Below are 24,794 nucleotides of genomic sequence, written 5' to 3'. Positions count from 1 at the left end.
GGCAAGTCTCCGATCGATTTGGGGAAGCCCGAAGGTGCGCCCCCGGGGCCAGCGTCGACGCTACGCCGCGCCGCCGGAGGGGAATTGATCGACGTCAAACCCCGGACGCCTCATGCACGGTCGAGCGGCGCGCGGCCGTGCCGTTGACGTGCATCAAAGTCGCGGGACGGCGCAGACCTATGCTCCGCAGCGAACGGTTCGGTGCGCTCGGAAGGGCCCCCGCACCGGTTCGCCGGAGCCTGCCGCATGCCAAACGATGCACCCCATGCCCCACCGGCAGCGGCCGTCCGCGCCGTGTCGCCGCGCCCGGCGCGACACCGCCATGTGCTTGCATGGGTCGTCAGTGTCGCGCTCGTCCTCGCGATCATCGCGGTCGCGACCTGGCGGATGCTTCCCCCGCGGGTGGACGTGGTGCATGCGCACCGCGGCACGGCGATCGAGGCGGTCTACGCGACCGGCACGGTGGAGCCGACCATCATGCTGCCGATCGCCGCGCGCATCACCGCACGGCTGGCAGAACTGGACGTCGACGAGGGCGACCGCGTGCGCGCCGGCCAGCAACTGGCCAGGCTCGAGGACACGGACCTGGCCAGCAACCTCGCCCAGCTGCGTTCGCAGGAAGCCTTCGCGCACGCCGAGTACCGCCGCTACGCCGCCCTGCTCCCGCGCGGCGTCATCGCGCGCACGCAGTACGACAAGGCGCATTCGGACTGGCTGTCGGCGCGATCGGCCGCCGGCCGCGCTGCCGCCGAGTTGCGGTACGCCCGGTTGCTGGCGCCGACGGCGGGCATGGTGATCCGTCGCGACGGCGAGATCGGCCAGTTGATGACGCCGGGGAGCACGGTGTTCTGGCTGGCCGTCGATTCGCCGCCGCGGGTGACCGCCGACGTCGACGAGGAAGACATCGCGCGGGTGGCATCCGGGCAGGCGGTGCTGATCCGCGCCGACGCCTTACCCGGCCAGGTGTTCCAGGGCCGGGTGCACGGCATCACGCCCAAGGGCGATCCGACCGGCCGCAGCTACCGTGTGCGGATCGCGTTCGTGGGCCGCACGCCGTTGCAGGTGGGCATGACCGCGGAGGTCAACATCATCGTGCGCCGCCACGAGCGCGCGCTGCTGCTGCCCGATGGCGCGCTGGCCGGCGACCAGGTGTGGGTCGTGCGCGATGGACGGCTGCAGCCGCGGCGGGTCGGCATCGGGATCCGCGGCGAGCGTCAGGTCGAGATCACGTCGGGCTTGTCCGGCGACGAGGCAGTCGTCGCGACGCCGGCGGAAGACTTTCGCGCCAACGCGAAGGTGCGTGCGGTGGATAACGGAGCCGGCCGATGATCCGCTTGCTCGTGGACGTTGCCGCACGCCACCTGCTCGCACGCAGGCGGCAAAGCATCGTCTCGCTGCTGGGGGTGGTGCTGGGCGTGTCCTTCTTCCTGTCGATCTCCGCGATGATGCGCGGCTCGGAGCAGGACATCATCCACCGCCTGGTGGACAACGCGCCGCACATCACCATCGAGGACGAATACCGCAACCCGACCCTGCAGCCGGTGAGCCAGCTGTTCCCGGACGCTGCCGTGCAGCTGCATCACCTGGTCCCGCAGACCGAGACGCGTGGCATCCGCGGCTATCCGCAGATCCTGGATTTCCTGCGGCGCACGCCGGGCCTGCGCGCATCGGCGGTGCTGAGCGGCCAGGCGCTGGCGAGCTTTGCCGGCAAGGACCGCGCGATCGGCCTGTACGGCATCGTCGCCAGCGAGTACGCGCAGGTTTCCACCATCCGCCGCTACATGGTGCAGGGCTCGCTGGACGAACTGGAGGCCAATCCCAACGGCATCGTCATCGGTGACGAACTGGCGCGGCGGATGAGCCTGGCCATGGGCAACAACCTGCGCGTGGCCAGCACCACCGGCCAGGTGCGCACGTTCAAGATCATCGGCCTGTTCCACACCGGGCGATCGGACTTCGACGCCGGGCAGGCCTTCGTCGCGCTCAAGCGCGTGCAGTCGATGCTCGACCGGCCCAACCGCATCAACACCATCGTGATCCGGCTGGCCGATCCCAACGCGGCGCGCACCGAGGCGGCACGTATCGAGGCGCGCGTGCGCTACAAGACGGTGTCCTGGCAGGAGCGCTCCGAGGACCTGATGAGCGCGCTGGCGATCCGCAGCGTGATCATGTACGCGGTGGTCGGCGCGGTGCTGGTGGTGGCCGCGTTCGGCATCTACAACGTCATCTCCACCGTGGTGCTGGAGAAGCAGCGCGACATCGCCATCCTGCGCGCGATGGGTTTCCAGGCGCGCGACATCGAGGGCATGTTCCTCGCCCAGGGCGCGCTGATCGGCGCGGTCGGCAACGTGTTCGGCATCGGGCTGGGCTGCGGGCTGATGGCCGGGCTGATGCGCATCCACTTCCGCGTCCCCGGCAGCACCGACGTCAACTACCTGGCGATCGACTGGAGCCTGTTCCAGTTCGTCCTGGCCGGCGGCGTGGCCATGCTCGCGGCGATGATCGCGGCCTACCTGCCGGCGCGGCGCGCGGCCAAGGTCGAGCCGGTCGACGTGCTGCGCGGTGGCACCTGATGGCCGAGGCGATCCGCCTGGAACACGTGACGCGCCGGCTCGAGGGCGAAGTGCCGGTCACGCTGGTGGACGACGCCAGCCTGTGCATCGACGGCGGCGAGTGCGTGGCGATCTCCGGCCCGTCCGGTTCGGGCAAATCCTCCCTGCTCTACCTCATGGGCCTGCTCGACCTGCCCAGTGCGGGACGCATCTGGCTGGGCGGCGCGGACACGGCCGACTATGGCGAGGCCGAGCGCTCCGAAGCACGGCTGCAGGCGATCGGCTTCGTGTTCCAGTCGCACTTCCTGCTGCCCGAGTTCAGCGCCTGCGAGAACGTGATGCTGCCGATGCGCCGCCTCGGCGCCTACGACGAGGCGACGATCCGCGAGCGGGCGTGCGCCCTGCTTTCCGGACTGGACCTGGGCTCGCAGTTCGACAAGGTGCCGCGCCAGCTGTCCGGCGGCCAGAGCCAGCGCGTGGCGATCGCCCGCGCGTTGGCCAACGACCCGATGCTGGTGCTGGCCGACGAGCCGACCGGCAACCTGGACAGCGTGGCCAGCCGCAACGTCCAGCGCACCATCCTCGCGCTGGCGCACGAGCAGGGGCGCGCGGTGGCGGTGGTGACGCACGATCCGGATTTCGCGGCCCAGGCGGACCGGCGCATCCGCATCGTCGACGGACGTATCCAGTCGTAGCGGTAGTTGGGCAAAGAGGCGGCGCGCCCGGGACCATGCGGCATCCATGGCTCGCATGTCTGCTTCAGCGAAGAGCGGCGCCGGCTTCGCTGCGCCTAGCCGGCCAGGCGATCCGTATACCGTCCGCCCGTCGGCTTCCGGCGCGGTGGGCGGGCGCGGGCGCCCAGCCAGCGGGCGAACCAGTCGCGGGCGAGCTTCGAGGCGGCCTCGAGGGTGCCGGGCTCCTTGAACAGGTGGGTCGCTCCGGGCACCACGGCCAGTTCGTTCTTGCCGGGTATGCGGCGCTGCGCGGCGCGATTGAGCGAGAGCACCTGGCGGTCTTCGCCGGCGACGACCAGCAGGGTCGGTGCGGTCACGCGGGCCAATGTGCCCGCTCCGGCCAAGTCGGGTCGCCCGCTGCGCAGGACCACCGCGACGATGTCGCGCGGCCGCTGCGCCGCGACGACAAGCGCCGCAGCGGCGCCGGTACCGGCGCCGAACAATCCCAGCGGCAACTGGCCGAGTGCCGGATCGACCCGCACCTTCGCCACCACCGAGGCGAGCCGGCAGGCGAGCGTCGCGATGTCGAAGACCGCGGCGCGCGACAGCTCCTCTTCCGGCGTCAGCAGGTTGAATAGCAACGTGCCCATCCCCGCCTGCTGGAGGAACTGCGCGAGGCGGCGGTCGCGCGGGCTATCACGGTCGGCGCCGCTGCCGTGGGCGAAGATCACCAGGCCGCGCGCATGCGGCGGCATCGCCAGGTCGCCGGGCAGGCACGCATCCGGCAGGTCGAACGTGACCGGTTCGGCCACAGGCAACCCGGCGGCGGCCCTGGGCGGGGCCGACAGCAGCCGCATCACCTCCGTGTCATCGACCGGATGGAAGTCCTCGTAGAAGGCACCGACCGCCCGGAAATGCGCCGGCGCGTGCAGGCACACGACATCGTCGGCCAGGTCCTCCAGGCTCTGCAGGCTGTCCGGCGCCGCCACCGGCACGGCCGCCACCAGCGCGGCCGGATGATGCTGGCGCAGGGCGTGCAGCGCCGCGCGCATGGTCGCGCCGGTCGCCAGACCGTCATCGACCACGATCACCACGCGGCCGGTCGGATCGGCCGGATGCGCATTCGGGCTGTAGCAGGCGCGGCGCTTGCGGATCACCGCCAGCTGCCGGGCCGCCTCGGCGCGCACGTAGTTCATGCCCGCGCCGACCATCTCGGAGCGGGCCGTGAGCTGGACGCGTCCCTGCTCGTCGACGGCGCCGATGGCAACCTCGCAGTTGATGGGCGAACCGAGCTTGCGCACCAGCATCACGTCGAGGTCGCCGTCCAGCGCGTCGGCAACGATGCGCCCGATCGGCACGCCTCCGCGTGGAATGGCCAGTACCAATGGGCGCTGGCCGCGGTAACTGTCCAACGCCGTGGCCAATTGGCGGCCGGCATCGCCGCGGTCGGCGTAGCGCCGGGTCCTCGATGGAAGAAAGCCCTTCATGACGGTTACTCCCGCCGCAACGGAAACGTGCGGCGACTTGCGATTTCGCAGCGTTCAGCCGATCACGAAGCTGACCCGCATGCACACGCGCCAGGCCGTGATCTTGCCGTCGGGCCCGGTGACGACCTTGGTCTCGCTGATCCAGGCGCCCTTGATCCCGTCCAGCGTCTGGGCCGCCCGTTCCAGGCCCTGCCGCACGGCATCTTCCACGCTGTCGGGTGATTCGGAAATGATTTCGATGACCTTTGCGACGCTCATGGCGTGTTCTCCGGATTGGCTGGCAGTCCGGACCGGTCGGTCGCCGGACACGCTCACCCTAGGCGCACCGGCGCAGGCGGCTTTGATCGGGATCAACTCGCCGGCACGGATGCCGCGCGCAAGGGCAAGGCCGTTCCCGCCGGATCGAGCACGCGGACGTCGACCTCGATGCCCTGGCGCACGCTGCCGGTGACCACGCAGAAGTCCTCGAACTGCGCCAGCACGCGATCCAGGTGCTCGAGCGAGGCGGCCGCGTCGGCCAATTGCAGGTCGACCTCGATGCGCGGCACGCGCCAGCGTCCGCCCGCGTTGCGCGCGATGGTCGCGCGGGCCTTGGCCGTGATCGGAGCCGGTGCGTTGCCGAACTTGCGCAACGCGAACAGCAGGCTCGCCGCCAGGCAGTTGGCCACCGCGGTGGCCAGCAGGCGCGACGGGTTGGGACCGTGGCCCTGCCCCAGCGGCGGCGGCTCGTCGGTGGCCAGGTCGGCGATGGCGGTGCCGTCGAAACGCACGTTGAACTCGTAGTCGCCCACCTGGGTCAGGCTCACCTCGACCGTCTGCGCCTCGCTCACGTCACGTCTCCTTCGATGTGCGGCGCCCGGTGCGCCAGCCATGCGTAGTAAAGCAGCGGGATCACCAGCAGGGTGAGCACCGTGGACACCAGGATGCCGAAGATCAGCGACACCGCCAGGCCCTGGAAGATCGGGTCGTCGATGATGAAGAAGCCGCCGACCATCGCCGCCACGCCGGTGAGCACGATCGGCTTGGCGCGCACCGCGGCCGCCTCGACCACCGCCTCGCCCAGCGGCCGCCCGGCGGCCAGCGCGTGGTTGATGAAATCGATCAAGAGGATCGAGTTGCGCACGATGATGCCGGCCAGCGCGATCATGCCGATCATCGACGTGGCGGTGTACTGCGCGCCGACCAGTGCATGGCCCGGCATTACGCCGATCACGGTCAGCGGGATCGGCGCCATGATGATCAGTGGCACCAGGTAGCTCCTGAACTGGCCGACCACCAGCAGGTAGATCAGCAACAGGCCCACCGAGTAGGCCAGGCCCATGTCGCGGAAAGTCTCGTAGGTGATCTGCCACTCGCCGTCCCACTTCACCGAAGGCGCGGAAGTGTCTTCCGGCTGCGCGATGTAGTGCTGGCCCAGTCGCGCGCCGGCGACGTCGTGGTCGCGCAGCTCGCCGACCAGGCCGAACATGCCGTACAGCGGGCTGTCGGTGGCGCCGGCATCGTCGCCGGTGACGTAGGCGTAGGGCAGCAGGTCCTTGTGGTAGATCGCCCGCTCCCAGCTGGCCTGGCGCACGCTCACCACTTCGGACAGCGGCACCAGCGCGCCGTTCTGCGCGCGCACTTCGAGTGCGAGAAACTGCGCCTGTGAAGCCTGGTCGCCAGCCGGCAGGCGCAGGCGCACCGGCACGGCGTAGCGGGCGTGGCCGTCCATCAGCCAGGTGGCATCCTCGCCGGAGAGCGCGGTGCGCAGGGCCTGCGCGATGCCGGCCTGGTCCAGGCCCAGGCGTGCGGCGCGCTCGCGGTCGACCACCAGCACCTCGCGCGGCGCGGCGTCCTCCACGCTGGAGTCGACGTCGACCACGTCCGCATTGGCCTTGAAGCGTTCCTCCAACGCCTTTGCCGTGCGCCGCACCGTGTCGTAGTCCGGCCCGTAAACCTCGGCCACGATCGGCGCGAGCACCGGCGGACCGGGCGGCACCTCGACGATCTTCACCGACGCGCCGTAGCGGGCGCCGATCTTCGCCAGCGTCGGGCGGATGGCCAGCGCGATGGCGTGGCTCTGGCGGTCGCGCAGCGCCTTGTCCACCAGGTTCACCTGCAGGTCGCCGACGTTGGCGCCGCCGCGCAGGTAGTACTGGCGCACCAGCCCGTTGAAGGTGATCGGCGCGGCGGTGCCGGCGTAGCCTTGCCAGTTCGCCACCTCGGGCAGCGTCGACACCGCCGCCGCCAGCTCGCCGAGCACCCGGTTGGTGCGCTCCAGCGTGCTGCCCTCGGGCATGTCCAGCACCACCTGGAACTCGGACTTGTTGTCGAACGGCAGCATCTTCAGGACCACCGCCTTGACCACCACCAGCCCGACCGCGGCCAGCACCAGCACGCCCATCGCGGCGAACAGCAGGCGCCGGCGACGGCGCGACTTTTCGCCGGCGATGAACGGCGTCATCACCCGCCCGAACAGGCGATGCAGGCGGCTGTCGGACGGCGCGTGGCCGCCTTCGCCGCTGTGCTTGTGGTGGCCCAGCAGCTTGAGCGCCAGCCACGGCGTGACGACCAGCGCGACCGCCAGCGACAGCAGCATGCCGGCCGAGGCGTTGATCGGGATCGGCCGCATGTACGGCCCCATCAACCCTGATACGAACGCCATCGGCAGCAAGGCGGCGATCACCGTGAAGGTCGCCAGGATGGTCGGCCCGCCCACCTCGCTCACCGCCTCGGGGATCGCTTCGCGCAGCGTGCGTCCGCCCAGTGCCATGTGCCGATGGATGTTCTCCACCACCACGATCGCATCGTCGACCAGGATACCGATCGAGAAGATCAGTGCGAACAGCGACACGCGGTTGAGCGTGAAGCCCATGGCCCAGGAGGCGAACAGCGTGAGCATCAGCGTGATGACCACCGCGCTGCCGACCACGATCGCCTCGCGCCATCCCAGCGCGAACAGCACCAGCAATACCACCGAGCCGGTCGCGAAAATCAGCTTGTGGATCAGCTTGTTCGCCTTGTCGGTGGCGGTCTGGCCGTAGTCGCGGGTCACCGTGACGTGCACGTCGGCGGGGATCGTCACGTTGCGCAGCGCGGCCAGCCGCGCATCGATGGCGCGGGTGATGTCGGCGGCGTTGGCGCCCGGCTTCTTGGCCACCGCGAGGGTGACTGCCGGCGCATCGCCGGCCGGGCCGCCCTTGCCCACCGGCGCGCCGAACCAGACGTAGCGGCTCGGCAGGTCGGCGCCGGCATGGATGCGCGCCACGTCGGAGAGGAACACCGGCTGGCCGTGCTTGAGGCCGATCACCAGGTTGGCCACGTCGCCGGCGTTGGCCAGGAAGGTACCGGCCGTCACCGGCACGTCGCGGTCGCCGGCCACCCGGTCGCCTGCCTGGGCGACCACGTTCGCCGCCTTGAGTGCACCGGCAAGGTCGCCGACCGCCATGCCGTAGGCGGCCAGCCGCGCGGCATCCAGCTCCACCACCACCGCGCGCGTCGGCGCGCCCAGCGTGTAGACATCGCGCGTGCCGGGCACGCGCTTCAGGTCGGTTTCCAGCGTGTGCGCCACTTCGGCGAGGCGCGTGGGGTTTTGCGCCGCCGCATCGCTCCACAGCGTGATCGCCATCACCGGCACGTCGTCGATCCCCATCGGCCGGATCAGCGGCGGGCCGACGCCCAGCCCGGGCGGCACGAAGTCCTGGTTCTCGAAGACCTGGTTGTACAGCCGCACGATCGCGCTCTGGCGCGGCACGCCGACCTGGAACTCGACCGTCAGCACAGCCATGCCCGGCTGGCTCACCGAGTAGACATGCTTGACGCCCTCGATCTCGGAGAGCTTCTGCTCCAGCGGGAAGGCCACCAGGTTTTCCACATCGCGCACGTCGGCGCCGGGGAACGGCACCATCACATTGGCCATGGTCACGTCGATCTGCGGCTCTTCCTCGCGCGGCGTGATCGCCGCCGCGGCGAGGCCCAGCAGCAGCGCGGCCAGCGCCAGGATCGGGGTGAGCGGGGAGGCCTGGAAGGCGCGGGCGATGCGTCCGGAGAAGCCGAGCGTCGGCTCGCTCATGGCGCCGCCTCGGTGCGGTGCGTGCCGATCCAGCGCGCCGCCGCGGCCGGGTCGAGCGCGATGCGCTCGCCATCGTCCAGGCCGGCCAGCACCTCGACCGCGTCGCCGTAGCGCGCGCCGGTCCGCACCTGGCGCAACTGCGGCGCGCCCTGCCCCAGCACGTAGACGCCCTGCAGCTCGCCGCGCTGCACCAGTGCCGATGCCGGCACCAGCAACCGGCGCTCGCGCCCGACCGCGAAAGCGACCTTGACGGTCATGCCCGGGTACAGGCCGGTGTCGTCGCCGGGCAGTTCCAGCCGCACGCTGAAGGTGTGCGTGTCCGGGTCGGCATAGGGAAAGACCGTCAGCTTCGTGGCAACCACGCGGCGCGCACCATCGGCCAGCAACACCTCGGCATGGTTGAGCCGGCGGATGGCGTCGACCGCGCTCTGCGGCACCTGCACGGTGACGCGCAGGTCCTTCAGCGAAACGCCGGCCATCAGCGGCTGGCCCGGCTGCACCGATTCACCGACCTGCACGAAGCGGCGCGTGACGATGCCGGCGTAGGGCGCGCGCACCACGGTGTAGTCGAGCTGCTGGCCGATCTCGCGCATCTGCGCCTGCGCTGCCTGCAACGCGGCCCGCGCCGCATCGCGCCGCGCACGCTCCTGGTCCAGTTGCTGTCGTGCGACCAGGCCGCGTTCGGCAATGGCCGCGACGCGCCGGTACGAGGCCTCAGCCTCGTCGTAGGAAGCCTGCGCGGCGGCGATCTGCGCCTGCGCGCGGTTGTGTGCGGACTTCTGCTCGACATCGGTGAATCGCACGATCACCGCGCCCTCGGGCACGGTGTCGTTGACGTCGTACGGCAGCTCGACCACGCGGCCGGCGGTCTGCGCCGACACGGTGGCCTGGTTGACCGCCTCGACCACGCCGTCCCATGCCTGTTCGCGCGACGCCTCCTGCAGCCGCACCACGCGGCTGGCCAGGTCGGCCGGCGCGGATGGCTCGCGGTGCGTCGGCGCCTCGCCGCTGCGGCACCCGGCCAGCAGCGCGATGGCGAGCGCCAGCGCGGACAATGGCCGGGAGTGGCGCATCAGCGAGCCTCGTCGATCATCTGGCGCATCTGCGTTTCGACCTCGTTGGCGATCGGGCGCAATGCGGGGTCGTCCGACAACATGCCCAGCAGGTGGTCGGGCTCGATCATGCCCAGGACGGTGCGCCCTCCGTCGGTGTAGACCGAGATGCGGCAAGGCAGCGCCATGTTCAGCCGCATGTCCGCCTCCATCACCTTGGCCGCCTGCCGCGGATTGCACACCTCGAACACCTTGCATTCGCGCTCGAACGGCACGCCCTTGCCGCGCAGCGTCGCGCCGATGTCGTGCACATGCAGCACGCCGAAGTTGTGGCGGCGCACGGCGGCATCCAGGTCCTCGACGGCCTGGGCAAAGGGCTTTGCGGTTTCGGTCATGTAGTACACGGCAATGGCCTCGATGGAGTGGTCAGCGGGGAAAGGCGCAGCCGGGCTTGAACCCGAGCCCCTTGAGGATCATCGCCAGCGGGCAGAAGCCCGTGAACGAGGACTGCAGCAGGTTGGCGCCGACGAACACGGCCAGCCACAGCCACGCCGGCGACACCCACCAGCCCAGCGTGACGGACAGCAGCACCATGCTTCCGGCAAAGCCGAGCACGACGCGATCGATGTTCATGGAAGGTCTCCTTGCGAATGCCTGACCGGTGGCTTGAGCCGCTCGATGCCGAGCAGCTTGAGCACGTATTTCTCGTAGACCGGCTCGGTGTTGCCGGTGCGGATCTTGTGCAGGTAGTACTTCTCGAAGGCGAGCTTGGCCAGGTGCACCCACTTGCCCTGCTTCGCCCAGGTGACGTTGCGCGGCGGGATCTGCGGCAACGCCACGAAGGCCGCGCCGGTGTCGCCCATGTCGGCCAGGCACACCGCGTTCCAGGTCGCGCGCGCGTCGGGCTGGCGCCCGGCGATCTCCTCGCGCAGGTTGTGCGCGATGGCGGTGACCATCGACTCGATCATGAAGCCGGTCTTGGGCGCGCCGGTCGGCACCGGCGTGGCTTCCACCGGCGGGATCGCCACGCACACGCCGGCGGCGAAGATGTTGCGGAAGCGCGGGTTGCGCTGGTGCTCGTCGATCAGGATGAAGCCGCGCGGGTTGGTGAGGCCTTCGATGCCGCGCACGGCGTCCACGCCGGTGAAGGCCGGCAGCAGCATGGCGTAGGCGAACGGTAGTTCGCTCTCGCCCACCGCCGTGCCCTTCGCATCGACCTCCTGCAGCTTCAGCTTGCCCGCCTCGGCGCCGAGCACCTTCGCGCTCGTGATCCACCGGATCTCGCGCTGGCGCAGCTCGTGTTCTAGCAAACCCTTCGAATCGCCCACGCCGCCCAGGCCCATGTGGCCGATGTACGGCTCGGGCGTGACGTAGGTCATCGGCACGTGTTCGCGCAATTTGCGCTTGCGCAGGTCGGCATCCAGCAGCAGCGCGAACTCGTAGGCCGGGCCGAAACAGCTGGCGCCCGGCGCGGCGCCGACCACCACCGGACCCGGTGCATCCAGGAATGCCTGGTAGGCCTCCCAGGCGCGCTGCGCGTGTTCGGCGGTGCAGACCGACTGCGTATGGCCGTCCGGGCCCGAACCGGGCACCTCGTCGAAGGCCAGCCGCGGGCCGGTCGCGATCACCAGGTAGTCGTAGTCCAGCACCTGCCCGTCGCGCAGACGCACGCGGCTCTCCGCCGCAAGCACCTTCTCGGCGGGTACCTCGACGAAGCGGATGTCGTGGTGCGCCATCGGCTCGGCGATGGGGAAGCCGATGTCCTCGCGCCTGCGCGAGCCGAGCGCCAGCCACGGATTGGACGGGGTGAAGTTGAAGCGCGGCCCGTCGCCGACCAGCGTGACGGTGTGCTCCCTGCCGAGCGCGGCGCGGATTTCGTAGGCTGCGGCAGTGCCGCCCAGCCCCGCGCCCAGAACGATGATGTTGGCCATGTCGATCGCTCCTGGTGGATGCCGCGGCAGGGTCGCCCCTGCCAGTCCGGCGCCGTTTGACCGGCATCAATCCCGGCGTATATTAGATGTGCCTAATGTTAGACAACGCTAATATTCAGACCTGCTAAAGTCAAGCCATCATGTCCGCTGACCCGTCACTCGACCTTTCCGCCATGCACGCGCGCGCCGACGAAGCCGCACGCCTGCTCAAGGCCTTGGGGAATCCGCAACGACTGCGCGTGCTGTGCCTGCTGGTCGGCGGCGAGCTGTCGGTGGGCGAGATCCACAAGGCGCTGCCGGACCTGAGCCAGTCAGCCCTGTCGCAGCACCTGGCGCGGTTGCGCGAGGAAGGCCTGGTGAGCACGCGCCGCGAGGCGCAGTCGATCCACTACGCGCTCGAGCCCGGCCCCGCGCAGGCAGTGATCGAAACCCTCCATGGCGCCTATTGCGCACCCTCGGCCAGGCGCAAGGCCAGCCGCCGCTAGCCGCGCCGCACGCGGTGACGGTTCGGATTGATCCCGGTCAACAGCAGCACCGCGCCGGCTGCGCATGCTTTGCGCACACGTTTGCGGAAAGCCGGGCCGATGACCGAACTGATCGTTACCGTGGGTGAACCCGAACGCGAGGCGCCCTTGCTGGATTACGCGTTCTCACTGGCCCGCCAATGGCATGCCTGGGTCACCGGGCTGTGCGTTATCCCGCTGGATGCGGTGGTGATGGCCCTGCCCGACGCGGCGGGCCTGCTGGCTGCCGAGGAACGCGATGCGCTGGCCGACGAAGCCTGGTGGCGAGGGCGCTGCAAGGCGGCGGGCGTGGACGGCGGCTGGGAAGTGGTCTGCGGCGTCTATCGCAAGGTGGTGGCCGAACGCGCGAGCCTGGCCGACCTGGTCATCGGGCGCCTGCCGGGCTGGCCCGCCAGCCTGCAGGACGCCTCGCGCCGGCTGGCCGAAACTCTGGTGCACGGCGGCTGCCCGATCGTCCTGGTGCCGGACGACTGGGTCGCGCGGCCGGCGGTCGGGCACGTGCTGCTGGCCTGGAACGGCAGCGCGCCGGCCGCCCGCGCGGCGCGTGCGGCGCTGCCGCTGCTGCGGATGGCTCAACGGGTGACGGTGCTGGATGGCACGCACGGCCCGGGCGGCAAGACCGCGGCACCGCTGCGCGAGTGGCTGGCTCGTCAGAAGGTGTCGTGCGACTGGTTGCCGTTCCAGCCCCGGGTCGGCGTTGGCGAGGCCATCCACGCTGAAGCAGGCCGCCTCGGGGTCGACCTGCTGGTGCTAGGTGCCTGGGGACGCCGGCGGACCAGCGAACGGCTGCTCGGCGGCGCGACGCGCCATTCGCTGCGCCACAGTCGCGTCCCGCTGCTGCTCGCGCCTTGATGTGCGAAGGACGGTGCGCGGCGGATTGCTCCCTAGGCTGCGTCGGCGCCAAGGATTGCCAGCGCCTGTGCGACGCGGGCGCTGACGTCGATCGCCGCCAGTTCGCCCGGCACGGTGTTGGTGGTCACCAGGCGGGCGATCCCGGCGCCGCGCAATGCCTCCCGCGAGCGACGCCCCAGCAATCCATGCACCACCACCGCGACCGGCGAGGCCTGCGGCAGTTGTTCGCGCACGCCCCTGGCGGTGTCGATGAGCGTGTGCCCGGACGCCGCGATGTCGTCCAGCAGCACCGGCGTGTGCCCGCGCCAGCGTGCCAATGACGGCAGCCGCACGCTGACGTCGCGGTCGCCGCGGCGCTGCTTGCGCGCCACCACGCACGGCGCGCCGAGCCGGTCCGCCACCGCCTCCACCCATTGCGCGCTCTCCCCGTCCGGCCCGACCAGCAGCGGCGAGCGCACGTTCGCCCTGATCCAGGCCGCCAGCTCCGGCGCCGCCTGGACGACCGTGGTGCGGCAGGCGAACACCTCGGCGAGGTCGTGGATGCGATGCAGGTGCGGGTCGACCGTCACGACCCAGTCGAAGCCGCTGCCCAGCAGGTTGCCGATGACCCGCGCCGAGATCGCTTCGCCCGGCCGGAAGCGCGCGTCCTGCCGCATGTAGGCCAGGTAGGGCGCGACCAGGCCGACCTGCGTCGCCCCGAGCTCGCGGGCGGTGGCCGCCGCGGCAAGCAGCGCGAACAGCTTGGCATCGGGCCGTTGCAGCGAGCAGGTCATGGCCACGACGCCGCGCGGCGGCGTGGCGAGCCGCAGCAGCGATTCGCCGTCCGGGAAACGGTGCAGTTCCAGTTGGCCCCGCTGCCAGCCGGTGTGGCGGCACAGCGCGCGGGCGAACGCGGCGTTGCCCGGCAACGCGTAGAGGAGACTCATGGGCCGTTTCCGAGGCGGACGATGTCCGGATGGCGCGAGACGTATTCCATGGCGTAGGCAAGTTCGCCCGGGCTCTGCGCATGCAGGGTGAAGAGCGGCTGGCCGGCGGTTACCGGATCGCCCACGCGCACGTCGATCTCCAGCCCGGCCAGCGGCGAGAGCGGTGCACCGGCGAGCTTGGCGGCCTGCGCGAGGCGGCGGTTGTCGATCGCCTCGACGCGCCCCTCCCGCGCGGCCGCCAGTGGATGCCGGTACGGCGCGACGCCGGGGGCGCGCAGGCCACCCTGGGCTTCGCAGATCGCCTGGAACTGGCGCCATGCGCAGCCGGAGTCCAGGCATTCGCGCGCCGCCGCGAGCGCGTCCGTTCCCGCCGCCAGGCCACCGGCCTCGATCACCGCGGCCGCGAGCACCAGCGCGCGCTCGCGAAGATCGCGCGGCTGCATCGGCCGGTTTTGCAGCACGGCCAGCACGTCGTGGGCCTCTAGCGCCGGCCCTACCCCGCGGCCGACCGGCTGCAGCCCGTCCGTGCGCAGCACCGTCAGTTGGAGGCCGAAGCGCCCGGCCACCGTGCGCAGCATCCGTTCCAGCGTGCGCGCGTGGCGCAGTTCGCGCACCTTTGCGGTCGGGCCGACCGGCACGTCGATCACCACGCGGTTGGAACCGGCGGCGATTTTCTTGGAGAGGATCGAGGCAACCAGCTGCCCGGGACTGTCGATGTCCAGCGCACGCTCGATGCGGATCAGCGTGTCGTCCACCGGCGCCAGGTTGATCGCCCCACCCCACACGATGCAGCCGCCGGTGCGCTCGACGGTGCGACGCATCCGCGCGAGATCCAGGTCCACCGGCGCCAGCATCGCCATGGTGTCGGCGGTGCCTGCCGGCGAGGTGATCGCGCGCGAGGAGGTCTTGGGCATGGTCAGTCCCAGCGCCGTGCAGATGGCGACCAGGATGGGCGTCGTGCGGTTGCCCGGCAGCCCGCCGACGCAATGCTTGTCCACGATGACCGCGCCCGGCCAGTGCAGCCGCGCGCCGCTGTCGACCATCGCGCCGGTCAGCGCGACCACTTCATCAAGGGCCAGGTGATCGTTGCTGCAGGCGGCGATGAAGGTCGCCAGTTCGAGATTCGAATAGCGTTGCGCGGCGATGTCCGTGACGATCGCCCGTATCTCGCCATCGGCGAGGGTGCGGCCATAGAGCTTCGCGCGGACGCTGGAGAGCGACTCGACACTCGGCGGATGCGCCAGCGTCACGTGCTCGTGCGCGGTCGGCTGCAGACGCAGCCAGGCCGATTCGGACAGTCCCACCTCGTCCGGCGCCAGCGCGTCGCCGTGCACGATCGCCAGCGTCGCCATCAGCCCACGGCTGCCCACGCTCACCTGCAGTCGCGAGTGCGGCCCGAAACCCTCGCCATGGCAGGCGGGCGAACCCAGCGGGAGGTAGGCCACGTGCTCGCCGCCGGTGTCGATGCCGATACGGCGCGGGCGCAGGCGTTCGCCCGGGAACGGCAACTCAGGCAACGGGGCGACTGACACGCATGGCTCCTAGAGATAGGCCCGGTCGAGCATCGGCTGGACGTTGAGCGTCTGGTTGACCCGGTCCGCCAGTTCGGCGAGCGCCGCCAGGACGTCGTCGGTGCTCACGATGCCCACGAGCGCGCCGCCGGCATCGATCAGGGGCAGCCGGCGCACGCCGCGCTGCTGCATGGTGTCGACGATTTCGTCGATCGGCGCGTCCGGCCGGCAGCACAGCAGCGGCGCGGACATCACGCATTCCAGCGGCGTCGTGGCCGGATCGAAATGCGCGGCGATGCAGCGCGTGACCAGGTCGCGGTCGGTGATGATGCCGACCGACGCCAGCCGGTCGTCCTGCTCGCGGGTCACCACCAGGCAGCCGGCCTGTTGCCTGCGCATGATGCCGGCAGCCTCGGAGACCGTCGCCGTAGCGCCGGCCTGGATGACGCGCCGGGTGCCGATGTCGATTGCGCGCATGGACGTCTCCTCGGCCGCCGCTGATGGCACAGGATGACGGCTCGTACGTTCGCCCGGTTGACCAGGATCAACTGGCGCGGCAGTGGCTTTGTTGACCGGCATCAAGTGGCCTTCCCGCGGGCTCGCTACCCTGTCCTTGCATGTCCCTGCCCGGTCGGAGAAAGAGCCATGAACAAGACGTGGGTGCTGGTGGCCGACAGCGAGAAGGCGCGGCTGTTCGAGTACGAGCGCTGCCGCGGGCCATGGTCCGAAACGGCCTGCTTCGTCAACGCCGACACCGCGCAAGGGCCGCTTCACGAGCGCCCGCCACGAGTGCAGGAAAGCGTGGGCGGGGCACGGCACGCGATCGAGCCGCGCACCGATCCGAAGGACAAGGCCTGTGCGCGCTTCGCCTCGACACTCGCCGCCGCGCTGCGCACCGCCCACGACGCGCAACGCTTCACCTCGCTCGTGATCGCCGCGTCGCCGCGCTTCCTGGGCACCCTGCACGGCGAGCTGGACAAGTCGCTCCTGCACTGCGTGAGCCGCGAGATCAGGCGCAACCTGACGACCCTGGACAGCGACGGGATCCGCAACTACCTGCTCGACTGACCGATCGGTCGCCGACGGCGCGTGGGCGTCGGCTCAGTGCGAAAGCAGGATCGGCCGGTCGATGTGGCTGAGCAGCGTCTGGGTCATCTGGCTGCGCCCGAAGGCGCTGGTCCAGTGATGCCCGTAGGCGCCCATCACGAGCAGGTCCGCGCCCATGCGACGGGCGACGTCGGCGATGGACAGTTCGCGCTGGCGCGCGGGGTCGAGCGATTCCCACTGCGCCTGGATGCCGTGCCGGCTCATCCACGCCTGCAGCGGCAATGGCGAAGGGGTGATGCCCGGCAGGCAGGCCTGCTCGCCGTCGAGCACGCAGATGTCGGTGGCTCGCGCCAGCAGCGGCATCGCGGCGCGGATGGCATTGGCCGCCTCGGCAGAGCCGTTCCACGCCACCAGCACGCGCGTGGCGGTCGGCCCGTTCCAGACGGAGGGCACCAGGAGCAACGGACCGGCGCTCTGCACCAGCGCGCGGTCGGGTTCGGGCGAGAGCACATCGCGCGCACCGCCTGCCACGGAGACTTCCAGGCAGACCAGGTCGGCCAGCCGCGAGCGCTTGGCGATGGCCGGGGCAACCTCGCCGCGCAGGATTTCCCATTCGCCTTCGACGCCCGCCTGCGTGCACTGCGTCAGCCACCAGTCGCGCCGCGCCCGGGCGCTCTGCTCTTCGGCCTCCAGCAAGGCCGTCTCGAAGGACAACGCCACGGGCGGCTGCAGCGGCAATACCTGGAAGCCGCACGCGAAGGCATCCACGCGACTGGCCAGCGACAGCGCCGTTGCCAGGAAGGGCTCCCCCGCATGGGAGCCGGCATCGACAAGCATCTCGAACATGGCGGCATTCCTCCATCGGGGCCGGTACCAGCATCACGCGAGGCGCGCGGGACCTGTTGACGAGGATCAAACAGGTCCGCCGGTCGTTTCGACGCACCCTGGAGGCCTTCGCGCGGACTGGACCTCATCTGGTATATAGCCAACGGTTGCGCCATGGAGCGGGTCCGCCCGGTTTCTGGCGACTGCCACGCCACACCAGCATGCGATGGGGCTCTCGTGTCGGCTCAGGACCATGACAAGACCGCGCTGCTCCGGCAGGCCCACCTGCTGGTCGTCGACGACGACGTCGACGTCGCGACGCTGCTCAAGCGTTACCTCGCCGCCCAGGGTTTCCAGATAAGCACGGCCGGCAACGGCCAGGACATGCTCGCGCTGCTGGCAACCGATTCGATCGACCTGGTGCTGCTCGACCTCGGCCTGCCCGGCGAGGATGGCCTGGAACTGACCCGCCACCTGCACGAGCACTGGCGCGGGCCGGTGATCATCGTCACCGGGCGCGGCGACTCGGTCGACCGCATCGTGGGACTCGAAGTGGGCGCCGACGACTACGTGACCAAACCGTTCGAGTTGCGCGAACTGCTGGCGCGCATCCGCAGCGTGCTGCGCCGCACCGGCGAGCGTCCGCGCCAGGCGATGTCGCGACCGGTGGTCTACCGCTTCGCCGGCTACTGCCTGGAATTGGACAGCCGCACCCTGGTGGCACCGTCGGGCGAAACCGTACCGCTCACCAGCGGCGAGTTCGGGCTGCTGCGCGTGCTGGTCACCCACGCCAACCGGGTGCTGTCGCGCGACGAACTGATGAACCACCTGTACGGACGGGATTCGGGTCCCTTCGACCGCGCGGTGGACGTGCAGATCGGCCGCCTGCGGCGAAAGATCGAACCGGACCCTGCCGCCCCTGTACTCATCAAGTCGGTGCGCGGGGCCGGCTATATCTTCAGCGACACGGTACGTTCGGAGTAGCGCCATGCCATCCCCGCACGCCGCCGGCGACGAAAGCCTGTTCCGCACGCTTTTCGAAACCGCGCCGGACGCGATGGTGGTGGTCGATGCGGCGGGCGACATCGTGCTGGCCAATCCGCAGGCGCACCGGTTGTTCGGTTACGCCCCCGGCGCGCTGCTGGGCCTGCGGGTGGAAAACCTGCTGCCGGAAGCCGCGCGTGCCGCGCATGTCGTCCACCGCGCGGGCTACATGGCCCATCCCCGGATGCGCCCGATGGGCGCGGGCTATGAACTGACCGGCGTGCGCAGCGACGGCGCCACCTTCCCCATGGAAATCGCGCTGAGCCCGGCAGGCAGCGGACGATATTCCGCCTCCATCCGCGACATCTCCGAAACACACCGCACGCGACAGGCCCTGCGGCGTGCGCAGCGCGACGGTTACCTTGCCGAGTTGGGCCGACTGGTGCTCGAAGCCGGCAACGATGGTTCCCTGCGGGCGGCGGTGTCCGGACTGATCGCACAGGCATTGGGTGTCGACGCCGTGGCCGTGGCGGTGGGTCTGGCCGGTGCCAAGGCGCTGCCAATCCGATCGGCCGCCGGCCTTCCGAGCGACGTGCTCGACGACCTGGGCGATGCGTTCGCGCGCGACGGTCTTGGGGCGCGGCTTGGCGAAAGGCAGCCGATGGGCGCGTGGATGCTGTCGGACGGCCCCGCCGAAGCCTTGCCCGCGCTACGCGACGCGCTCGCCATGCATGGGTTCGCCGACGCGGCGATCGTGCCGCTGCTGGACCGTCACGAAGTCACCGGTGCGTTGCTCGCGCTCGTTCGCGAGCCGTGCGAATGGGACGGCGACCAGCTCAGCTTCATGCAACTGACCGCCAACATGCTCGCCGCGGCGGTCCTGCGCGGGCGCAGCCAGGAACAGCTAGCGCACGCGCATCGGCTGGATGCGCTGGGCCAGCTCACCGGCGGGATCGCACACGACTTCAACAACCTGCTGACCGTGGTCTCGGGCAACCTGCAGATCCTTGACGCCGAGTACGGCGAGGTGGCCGATGCGCGCGAACTGATCGACGGCGCCTCGCGCGCGGTCGACCGCTGCATCAACCTGACCCGCAAGCTGCTGGGCTTCTCGCGCCGCCGCACCTTGACGCCGCGAGGCGTGCGGCCGCATCAGATCTTCGACGAGCTGGGCGAGATGCTGGCGCGCACGCTGGGCGCGCGCATCCACGTCGCCCTGGACTGTCCTGCCCACATTCCGCCCGTGTATGCCGACCCGGGCGAACTGGAGACGGCGCTGGTCAACCTCGCGATCAATGCGCGCGACGCCATGCCCGAGGGTGGTTCACTGCGCATCAGCGCCCGCGCGCGCGCGATCGGGCCGGGCGAGGCGGGCGCCCTGCGGCCGGGCAAGTACGTCGTGTTCCTGGTCGAGGACAGCGGCACCGGCATGACGCAGGACGTGCTCGACCATGCGCTGGAACCGTTCTTCACGACCAAGGACGCCGGCAAGGGCAGCGGCCTGGGACTGAGCATGGTTTACGGCTTCGTCAGGCAATCGGGCGGACGCGTGACCATCGGCAGCCAGCCCGGTCGCGGCACCCGCGTGGAGATTCTGCTGCCCACCGCGCCGGCGGAAGACGAGGCCGGCGAGGCCCGCACCCCCGGCAGCGTCAGTCCCGGGCACGCACGGGTGCTGGTAGTCGAGGACGAGCCGGACGTGCGCAAGGTCGCCGTCCGTTTCCTCCATGCGCTCGGCTACGACACCCTGGAGGCCGGGGACGCGAAGCAGGCGCTGGAGTTGCTGCGTATCGACCGAGGCATCCAGCTGCTGTTCTCGGACGTGGCGCTGGGCAACGGCTCCAACGGCTTCAAACTGGTGCGCGAGGCCCGCCGGCTGCGCCCGGGACTGCCGGCACTGCTGACCTCCGGCTACGAGCGTTCCACCGAGGGTGCCGACGAGGCGCTGCGGAGCGGCGTCGGCCTGTTGCGAAAGCCGTACCGCCGGGAGCAACTGGGCGAGGCGCTGGCGCAGGCGCTGGAAGGTCGCTTCGACTGACCGCCCTCAGTGGAGGGTCGCGCCCTGCCCGGCCATGCGGCGCAAGCCGTCCGTATCGAGCAGCCGGATCTCGCGTCGCTGCACGTCGATGCACTGCAGCCGGTCGAGCCTGGACAGCGCGCGGGTCACCGTCTCGTGCTTGATCCCCAGGAAACTGGCGATGTCGGCGCGGCCCATGCGCAGCAGGAAATGGCGCGGGCTGAAGCCCAGCCGCATGTGGCGCTCGGCCATGTCCAGCAGGAACGCGGCCACGCGCTGCTCGGCGGTGAGCGTGCCCAGGGCCAGCATCCACGCGCGGTCGTTGCGGATCTCCCCCGCCAGCGCCGCGGTCAGCCGGATCTGCAGCTCCGGCATCCGCAGGCAGGCGTGCAGCACAGGCGGGTAAGGCAGCTCCCAGATCTCGCTGTCGTCCAGCGCCACCACGTCGCAGGCGTAGTGCGCAAGTCCGATGGACTCCACGCCGACTAGGTCGCCGCGCATGCGGAAGCTGGTCACCCGTTCGCGGCCGTCCTCGGACAGCTCGCAGGTCTTGAGGAAGCCGGCATGCACGAGGTAGATCGCATGGAACGGTTGCCCCGCCCGGTAGACATGCTGGCCGGGCGCGAGCTTGCGGCGCAGCACCTGCACGTGGCGCGAGAGCTGTTCGATGTCGATCGGCCCGGCCGAAGCCATTCCTTGCTGCACGGCGACAGGGGCGGGCATCGGAATGTGGGTGGCAAGGGCGTTCATGGCGGTCTTCCCGGATGGCGACGGGTCCACGTTAGCCAGCCATTGCCACGGGACGACGTCGGCCGCGCAACCCCGTGTAACGGTCCGTAACGGTCTTGCCTGCGACGGTTACGGCACCAGCACGGCGGCGCCGTCGAGCCTGCCGTGGCGCAGGTCGTCGAGCGCCTTGTTCGCCGCTTCGAGCGGGTAGCGTCTGGTCGTGGCGTGCACGGCCGCGCTGGCGGCTTCGGCGAAGAATGCAGGGGCGTCGGCGCGGGTGAGGTTGGCCACCGAAACCAGCTCGCGTTCCTCCCACAACAGCCGGTAGGGAAACGCCGGGATGTCGGACATGTGGATGCCGCCGCACACCACCCGGCCGCCCTTGCGCACCGCCTTCAGCGCGATGGGCACCAGCTCGCCGGCAGGGGCGAAGATGATCGCCGCATCCAGCCGCTCCGGCGCGTTCGCGTCGGCGTCGCCCGCCCATGCGGCGCCCTGCGTGCGGGCGAAGGCTTGCGCTGCCACGTCCCCGTTCCGGGTGAACGCGTACACCCGCCGACCCTGGTGTCGCGCGACCTGGGCCAGCAGGTGGGCGGCCGCGCCGAAACCGTAGATGCCCAGGGTGCGCGCCTGTCCCGTCCGGCAAAGCGCGCGCCAGCCGATCAACCCCGCGCACAGCAGCGGCGCGGTCGCGACCGGATCGGCGGCCTCCGCGAGCGGGATGCAGAAGTCGGCGCGCGCGACCAAATGGCTGGCGAAACCGCCGGGCCGGGTGTAGCCGGTGAAGCCTGCCGCATCACACAGGTTCTCGCGGCCGCCCAGGCAGTACTCGCAGGTGCCACAGGCGGAGCCCAGCCAGGGCACGCCCACGCGTTGGCCGGGGCCGAGCCGGTGCACGCCCTCGCCGAGCCGGTCGATCAGGCCGACGACTTCGTGCCCGGGTATGACCGGCGTGGCGACGGCAGGCAGCTCGCCGTCGATCACGTGCAGATCGGTGCGGCACACGCCGCAGGCTTCCACGCGCAAGCGGACCTCGCCGGGACCTGGGTCGGGGTCTGCCAACTCCCTCATCACGAGCGGCTGCCCCACGGTTTCGAGCGCCATCGCACGCATGGCGAGGCTCAGTGGCGGAACAGCACCGGCAACCGCGCATGCCACAGCACATGCCGCGTAGCGCCACCGAGCGCCCACTCGCTGAAGCGGCTGCGGCCATAGGCGCCCATCACCAGCAGATCGGCGTGGAAGCGGTCGGCCTGTTCGAGCAGCGCCTCGCCGGCGTCGTGCTCGTTGGTGAGCAGGTCCTGCGAGCGGGCGCGGATGCCATGGCGCTGGAGATAGGCATCGATGTCGAACGGCGGCTTCCAGGTGACGTCGTGGAACGCCTCCTTGGGCGCACCGCGCAGCAGCAACACCTCGTCGGCCCGCTGCAGCAGCGGCAAGGCCGAATGCACGGCGCGGATCGCCTCGGGCGCGCCATTCCATGCGATGGCCACGCGGGACAAGCCGACGCCACGCACCGGCTGCGGTGGCACTACGATGCACGGCAGGCCCACCGCGAGGATCAGCTCGGCCAGGTCGGTGGGCGATGCCCAGGTCCGCGTCGGATCGCGCTCGAGCACCAGCAGGTCGTGCCAGCAGGCGATCTGCACCAGCGCGTCGGACAGGTTGCCCTGCCCCACCACCCAGGAGGCGTGCTCGATGCCCATGCCGCTGGCCCAGCTGACGAACGGACGCTCGGCCGACAGCGCGCTCGCTTCGAGCGTGCGCGCGGTTTCCAGCACCGCCTCGATCAGCTCCGGCGTGCTGAAGCTCGGCGTGGCGTAGAGCGGCGAGGGGTAGATGTACGCGCCGGTGACCGACGCCTGCATCAGGGTCGCCAGCTGCGTGCCGTACTGGACGCCGCGGGACCAGTCCTCGTAATTGAGCGAGTTGACCAGGATGTCGTACATGGCGATGGCTCCGGGGTGCGCCGCGGGTAGCGGCCGGGGTTGCGGCGACACTAGGCCACCGGCCGCGGCGCGAGGTGACGCAGGTCAACTGCGCGCATGGCCTTCGAGTCGCCCCGTGCTGACCTAGGTCAAATCCGCGCCCGGGCGTTGGATCACGCTTCGTCCGCGGATCGGATCCGCGATCGAGGAGCCTGTCGTGCGCGACATCGTGGTCCACAGCCCGGGATACCGGACCTGGCATGGCAGCGTGCGTTACGCGGCGCAGCTGGCCGCCTCGATGCGCGCCACGCTGACCGGCCTCTTCATCGCACCTCGCGGCGGCGCAACGCCCGGACCGGCGAAGCTGGCCGCGGAAATGGCCGCCTATGCGCAGGACGAGCTGCACCAGGCGATGCTTGCCGGACGTGATTTCGCGGCGTGGGCGAGCCAGCTGGGAGTCACCGACACATGCTGGCAAGTTGCGATCGGACAGGCGTCCGATGCCCTGGCGACGATCGGGGACTGGCACGACCTGCTCGTGTTGCAGGGCAATGCATCGCCTGGATTCCGGTACGAGCGCCTGGTCGGCGAGGCCGTGCGTTCAGGTGCCCCCTGCATCGTCGTGCCCGAGGCCAACCACGCCCCCGGCCCGGTGATGCATGCAATGGTGGCCTGGAACGGGTCGGCGGCATCCAGCCGTGCCCTGCACGCCGCACTGCCCCTGCTGCGCGGTGCGAAGGTCGTCTCCCTGCTGCAACAGGGTGCCGTCCACGACGGCGGCGGCATGCCGGACGCGCTGGCGCACCTGCGCGCGCATGGCGTCCCTGTCGCCGCGATCGAAACCGTGGCCGGCACCGACGAGGACGCCAGCGACCAGGTGCTTGCCTACGCCAGCGACACGCGGGCCGACCTGATCGTCATGGGCGCCAGCGGGCGCCGCCGCCCGGGCGAGCGTCCGCTCGGTTCCACCACGAGCGCGGTGCTGGCGCGCAGTCGCCTGCCGGTGTTGCTCAAGCACTGAACAAGGGTCCGTGCTAGTGACCGTGCAGGAGCGCACCCGTGCGCCACGCTGCACGTCAACGCCGCGCGGTCGCGTCCAGGTGCGCTCCTGCAGGAGCGAGTGGGTTTTCGGACGTGGGGTTCACCCGCGGCCGTGACGGGGCAGCATGCGCAGCAGCGTGTTGTCCCGCATGAAGTAGTGGTGGAACAACGCGGCGGCGGCATGCAGGCCGATGAGGTAGTAGCCGGCGGTGCCGATGGTCTCGTGGACCTCTTCGAGGCTGTGGCTGAGTGCACGATCCGGCGCGGCCAGGGGCGGCAGTTGCATGCCGAAGAACGGCACGGGTTCGTTTTCCGTGCTCAGGATGAGCCATCCGAGCAGCGGCATCGCCAGGAGAAAGGCATACAGGGCCAGGTGCACCAGGCCCGCCAGGCGCTGCTGCCAGCGGGGTGGCGGCGGCTGGATCGGCGGCGTGCGCCCGGCGGCGCGGAACGCCAGTCGCAGGAAGACCAGCGCGAACGTGGCCAACCCGAGCATGTAGTGCCAGTTCGCCAGGGCCTGGCGGGTGCCGCTGCCGCGGGGAAACAACTCGCGCAACTCGATGCACGCGTAGACGCCCACCAGCAGCGCCAGCGTCAGCCAGTGCACGCCGATCGACAGGTCGGTGTAGCGTTCGCCGGCGCGTTTGCCCTGTTTGCTCATGT

The 24,794-nt window shown here is 70.5% G+C and carries 25 protein-coding genes; 9 read left to right on the top strand and 16 right to left on the bottom strand.

The genetic code is table 11. The features are described from left to right. The first annotated feature begins 246 nt into the window (after positions 1–246). From ACFWZ4_RS00875 to ACFWZ4_RS00865, 3 genes are read left to right on the top strand one after another with little or no spacing between them, the layout of a single operon-like run. Positions 247–1,329, top strand: a complete 1,083-nt coding sequence (locus ACFWZ4_RS00875; RefSeq protein WP_439702889.1) for an efflux RND transporter periplasmic adaptor subunit — start codon at positions 247–249, stop codon at positions 1,327–1,329. Next, positions 1,326–2,573, top strand: a complete 1,248-nt coding sequence (locus tag ACFWZ4_RS00870) for an ABC transporter permease (protein ID WP_439702888.1) — start codon at positions 1,326–1,328, stop codon at positions 2,571–2,573. The genes ACFWZ4_RS00875 and ACFWZ4_RS00870 overlap by 4 nt, the downstream gene beginning before the upstream one ends. Then, positions 2,573–3,247, top strand: coding sequence for an ABC transporter ATP-binding protein (locus ACFWZ4_RS00865; protein WP_439702887.1), 675 nt, complete (start codon positions 2,573–2,575; stop codon positions 3,245–3,247). The genes ACFWZ4_RS00870 and ACFWZ4_RS00865 overlap by 1 nt, the downstream gene beginning before the upstream one ends. Before the next feature lie 95 nt (positions 3,248–3,342). On the opposite strand, the gene ACFWZ4_RS00860 is transcribed toward ACFWZ4_RS00865, so the two are convergent. From ACFWZ4_RS00860 to ACFWZ4_RS00825, 8 genes are all read right to left on the bottom strand, one after another. Next, positions 3,343–4,713 carry an alpha/beta family hydrolase gene (locus tag ACFWZ4_RS00860; RefSeq protein ID WP_439702886.1) on the bottom strand — a complete coding sequence of 457 codons (1,371 nt, stop codon included), beginning with the start codon at positions 4,711–4,713 and terminating at the stop codon, positions 3,343–3,345. Positions 4,714–4,767: 54 nt separating this feature from the next. After that, positions 4,768–4,971 (bottom strand): dodecin family protein, encoded by a 204-nt coding sequence (locus tag ACFWZ4_RS00855; protein ID WP_231325692.1) that lies wholly within the window; start codon positions 4,969–4,971, stop codon positions 4,768–4,770. A gap of 92 nt (positions 4,972–5,063) precedes the next feature. Continuing rightward, a complete protein-coding gene (locus ACFWZ4_RS00850) occupies positions 5,064–5,543 on the bottom strand; it encodes an OsmC family protein (RefSeq protein ID WP_439702885.1) in 480 nt (159 codons plus the stop codon). Next, complete coding sequence (locus tag ACFWZ4_RS00845) at positions 5,540–8,764, bottom strand: efflux RND transporter permease subunit (RefSeq protein WP_439702884.1); 3,225 nt, start codon at positions 8,762–8,764, stop codon at positions 5,540–5,542. The genes ACFWZ4_RS00850 and ACFWZ4_RS00845 overlap by 4 nt, the downstream gene beginning before the upstream one ends. Continuing rightward, a complete protein-coding gene (locus ACFWZ4_RS00840; RefSeq protein WP_439702883.1) occupies positions 8,761–9,837 on the bottom strand; it encodes an efflux RND transporter periplasmic adaptor subunit in 1,077 nt (358 codons plus the stop codon). The genes ACFWZ4_RS00845 and ACFWZ4_RS00840 overlap by 4 nt, the downstream gene beginning before the upstream one ends. Further along, complete coding sequence (locus tag ACFWZ4_RS00835) at positions 9,837–10,211, bottom strand: DUF302 domain-containing protein (RefSeq protein WP_439702882.1); 375 nt, start codon at positions 10,209–10,211, stop codon at positions 9,837–9,839. The genes ACFWZ4_RS00840 and ACFWZ4_RS00835 overlap by 1 nt, the downstream gene beginning before the upstream one ends. A gap of 31 nt (positions 10,212–10,242) precedes the next feature. Next, positions 10,243–10,449: a YgaP family membrane protein gene (locus tag ACFWZ4_RS00830; RefSeq protein WP_439702881.1), complete on the bottom strand. Its 207-nt coding sequence runs from the start codon at positions 10,447–10,449 to the stop codon at positions 10,243–10,245. Next, entirely contained in the window at positions 10,446–11,747 is a 1,302-nt protein-coding gene (locus tag ACFWZ4_RS00825) for an NAD(P)/FAD-dependent oxidoreductase (RefSeq protein WP_439702880.1), read from the bottom strand. The genes ACFWZ4_RS00830 and ACFWZ4_RS00825 overlap by 4 nt, the downstream gene beginning before the upstream one ends. A gap of 140 nt (positions 11,748–11,887) precedes the next feature. Here ACFWZ4_RS00825 and ACFWZ4_RS00820 point away from each other — a divergent pair, with 140 nt between their 5' ends. Beyond that, the gene (locus ACFWZ4_RS00820) at positions 11,888–12,232 is read left to right on the top strand and encodes an ArsR/SmtB family transcription factor (protein ID WP_439702879.1); all 345 of its coding nucleotides are present in this window, start codon (positions 11,888–11,890) and stop codon (positions 12,230–12,232) included. A gap of 99 nt (positions 12,233–12,331) precedes the next feature. Continuing rightward, the gene (locus ACFWZ4_RS00815; RefSeq protein ID WP_439702878.1) at positions 12,332–13,123 is read left to right on the top strand and encodes a universal stress protein; all 792 of its coding nucleotides are present in this window, start codon (positions 12,332–12,334) and stop codon (positions 13,121–13,123) included. A gap of 32 nt (positions 13,124–13,155) precedes the next feature. Here the strand turns inward: ACFWZ4_RS00815 and ACFWZ4_RS00810 are convergent, their stop codons facing one another. The 3 genes from ACFWZ4_RS00810 to ACFWZ4_RS00800 are packed head-to-tail and all read right to left on the bottom strand — an operon-like array spanning position 13,156 to position 16,037. Continuing rightward, complete coding sequence (locus ACFWZ4_RS00810; RefSeq protein WP_439702877.1) at positions 13,156–14,049, bottom strand: ribose-phosphate diphosphokinase; 894 nt, start codon at positions 14,047–14,049, stop codon at positions 13,156–13,158. Beyond that, a complete protein-coding gene (locus tag ACFWZ4_RS00805; protein ID WP_439702876.1) occupies positions 14,046–15,581 on the bottom strand; it encodes a thymidine phosphorylase family protein in 1,536 nt (511 codons plus the stop codon). Before ACFWZ4_RS00805 ends, ACFWZ4_RS00810 begins: the two co-directional genes overlap by 4 nt. A gap of 9 nt (positions 15,582–15,590) precedes the next feature. Then, a complete protein-coding gene (locus ACFWZ4_RS00800) occupies positions 15,591–16,037 on the bottom strand; it encodes a CBS domain-containing protein (RefSeq protein WP_439702875.1) in 447 nt (148 codons plus the stop codon). A 168-nt stretch (positions 16,038–16,205) separates the two neighbouring features. Between ACFWZ4_RS00800 and ACFWZ4_RS00795 the strand changes: the two genes are divergently transcribed. After that, on the top strand, positions 16,206–16,628 hold the full coding sequence (locus tag ACFWZ4_RS00795) for a host attachment protein (protein WP_439702874.1): 423 nt from the start codon (positions 16,206–16,208) through the stop codon (positions 16,626–16,628). A 33-nt stretch (positions 16,629–16,661) separates the two neighbouring features. Here ACFWZ4_RS00795 and ACFWZ4_RS00790 read toward each other — a convergent pair whose 3' ends face one another. Continuing rightward, complete coding sequence (locus tag ACFWZ4_RS00790) at positions 16,662–17,453, bottom strand: hypothetical protein (RefSeq protein ID WP_439702873.1); 792 nt, start codon at positions 17,451–17,453, stop codon at positions 16,662–16,664. A gap of 216 nt (positions 17,454–17,669) precedes the next feature. On the opposite strand from ACFWZ4_RS00790, the gene ACFWZ4_RS00785 reads away from it, so the two are divergent. Together ACFWZ4_RS00785 and ACFWZ4_RS00780 are read left to right on the top strand one after the other, a co-directional pair. Next, a complete protein-coding gene (locus tag ACFWZ4_RS00785) occupies positions 17,670–18,416 on the top strand; it encodes a response regulator (protein ID WP_439702872.1) in 747 nt (248 codons plus the stop codon). Positions 18,417–18,420: 4 nt separating this feature from the next. After that, positions 18,421–20,454 carry an ATP-binding protein gene (locus tag ACFWZ4_RS00780; RefSeq protein ID WP_439702871.1) on the top strand — a complete coding sequence of 678 codons (2,034 nt, stop codon included), beginning with the start codon at positions 18,421–18,423 and terminating at the stop codon, positions 20,452–20,454. Positions 20,455–20,460: 6 nt separating this feature from the next. On the opposite strand, the gene ACFWZ4_RS00775 is transcribed toward ACFWZ4_RS00780, so the two are convergent. The 3 genes from ACFWZ4_RS00775 to ACFWZ4_RS00765 all read right to left on the bottom strand — a co-directional run bounded on the left by ACFWZ4_RS00775 (position 20,461) and on the right by ACFWZ4_RS00765 (position 23,111). Continuing rightward, positions 20,461–21,183, bottom strand: a complete 723-nt coding sequence (locus tag ACFWZ4_RS00775) for a Crp/Fnr family transcriptional regulator (protein ID WP_439702870.1) — start codon at positions 21,181–21,183, stop codon at positions 20,461–20,463. A gap of 108 nt (positions 21,184–21,291) precedes the next feature. Next, positions 21,292–22,275 (bottom strand): zinc-dependent alcohol dehydrogenase family protein, encoded by a 984-nt coding sequence (locus ACFWZ4_RS00770; RefSeq protein WP_439702869.1) that lies wholly within the window; start codon positions 22,273–22,275, stop codon positions 21,292–21,294. 8 nt (positions 22,276–22,283) lie between these two features. Then, a complete protein-coding gene (locus ACFWZ4_RS00765; RefSeq protein ID WP_439702868.1) occupies positions 22,284–23,111 on the bottom strand; it encodes a universal stress protein in 828 nt (275 codons plus the stop codon). A 196-nt stretch (positions 23,112–23,307) separates the two neighbouring features. Here ACFWZ4_RS00765 and ACFWZ4_RS00760 point away from each other — a divergent pair, with 196 nt between their 5' ends. Then, entirely contained in the window at positions 23,308–24,111 is an 804-nt protein-coding gene (locus ACFWZ4_RS00760) for a universal stress protein (RefSeq protein ID WP_439702867.1), read from the top strand. A 120-nt stretch (positions 24,112–24,231) separates the two neighbouring features. Here ACFWZ4_RS00760 and ACFWZ4_RS00755 read toward each other — a convergent pair whose 3' ends face one another. After that, positions 24,232–24,792 carry a cytochrome b gene (locus tag ACFWZ4_RS00755; RefSeq protein ID WP_439702866.1) on the bottom strand — a complete coding sequence of 187 codons (561 nt, stop codon included), beginning with the start codon at positions 24,790–24,792 and terminating at the stop codon, positions 24,232–24,234. Between the last annotated feature and the right edge of the window lie 2 nt (positions 24,793–24,794).

The organism is Frateuria sp. GZRe12 (assembly GCF_051900535.1).
In the GTDB taxonomy this organism is placed as follows: Bacteria; Pseudomonadota; Gammaproteobacteria; order Xanthomonadales; family Rhodanobacteraceae; genus Frateuria_A.
Note: the sequence above shows the minus strand (reverse complement) of the source record. Positions and strands in the feature narration are given on the sequence as shown.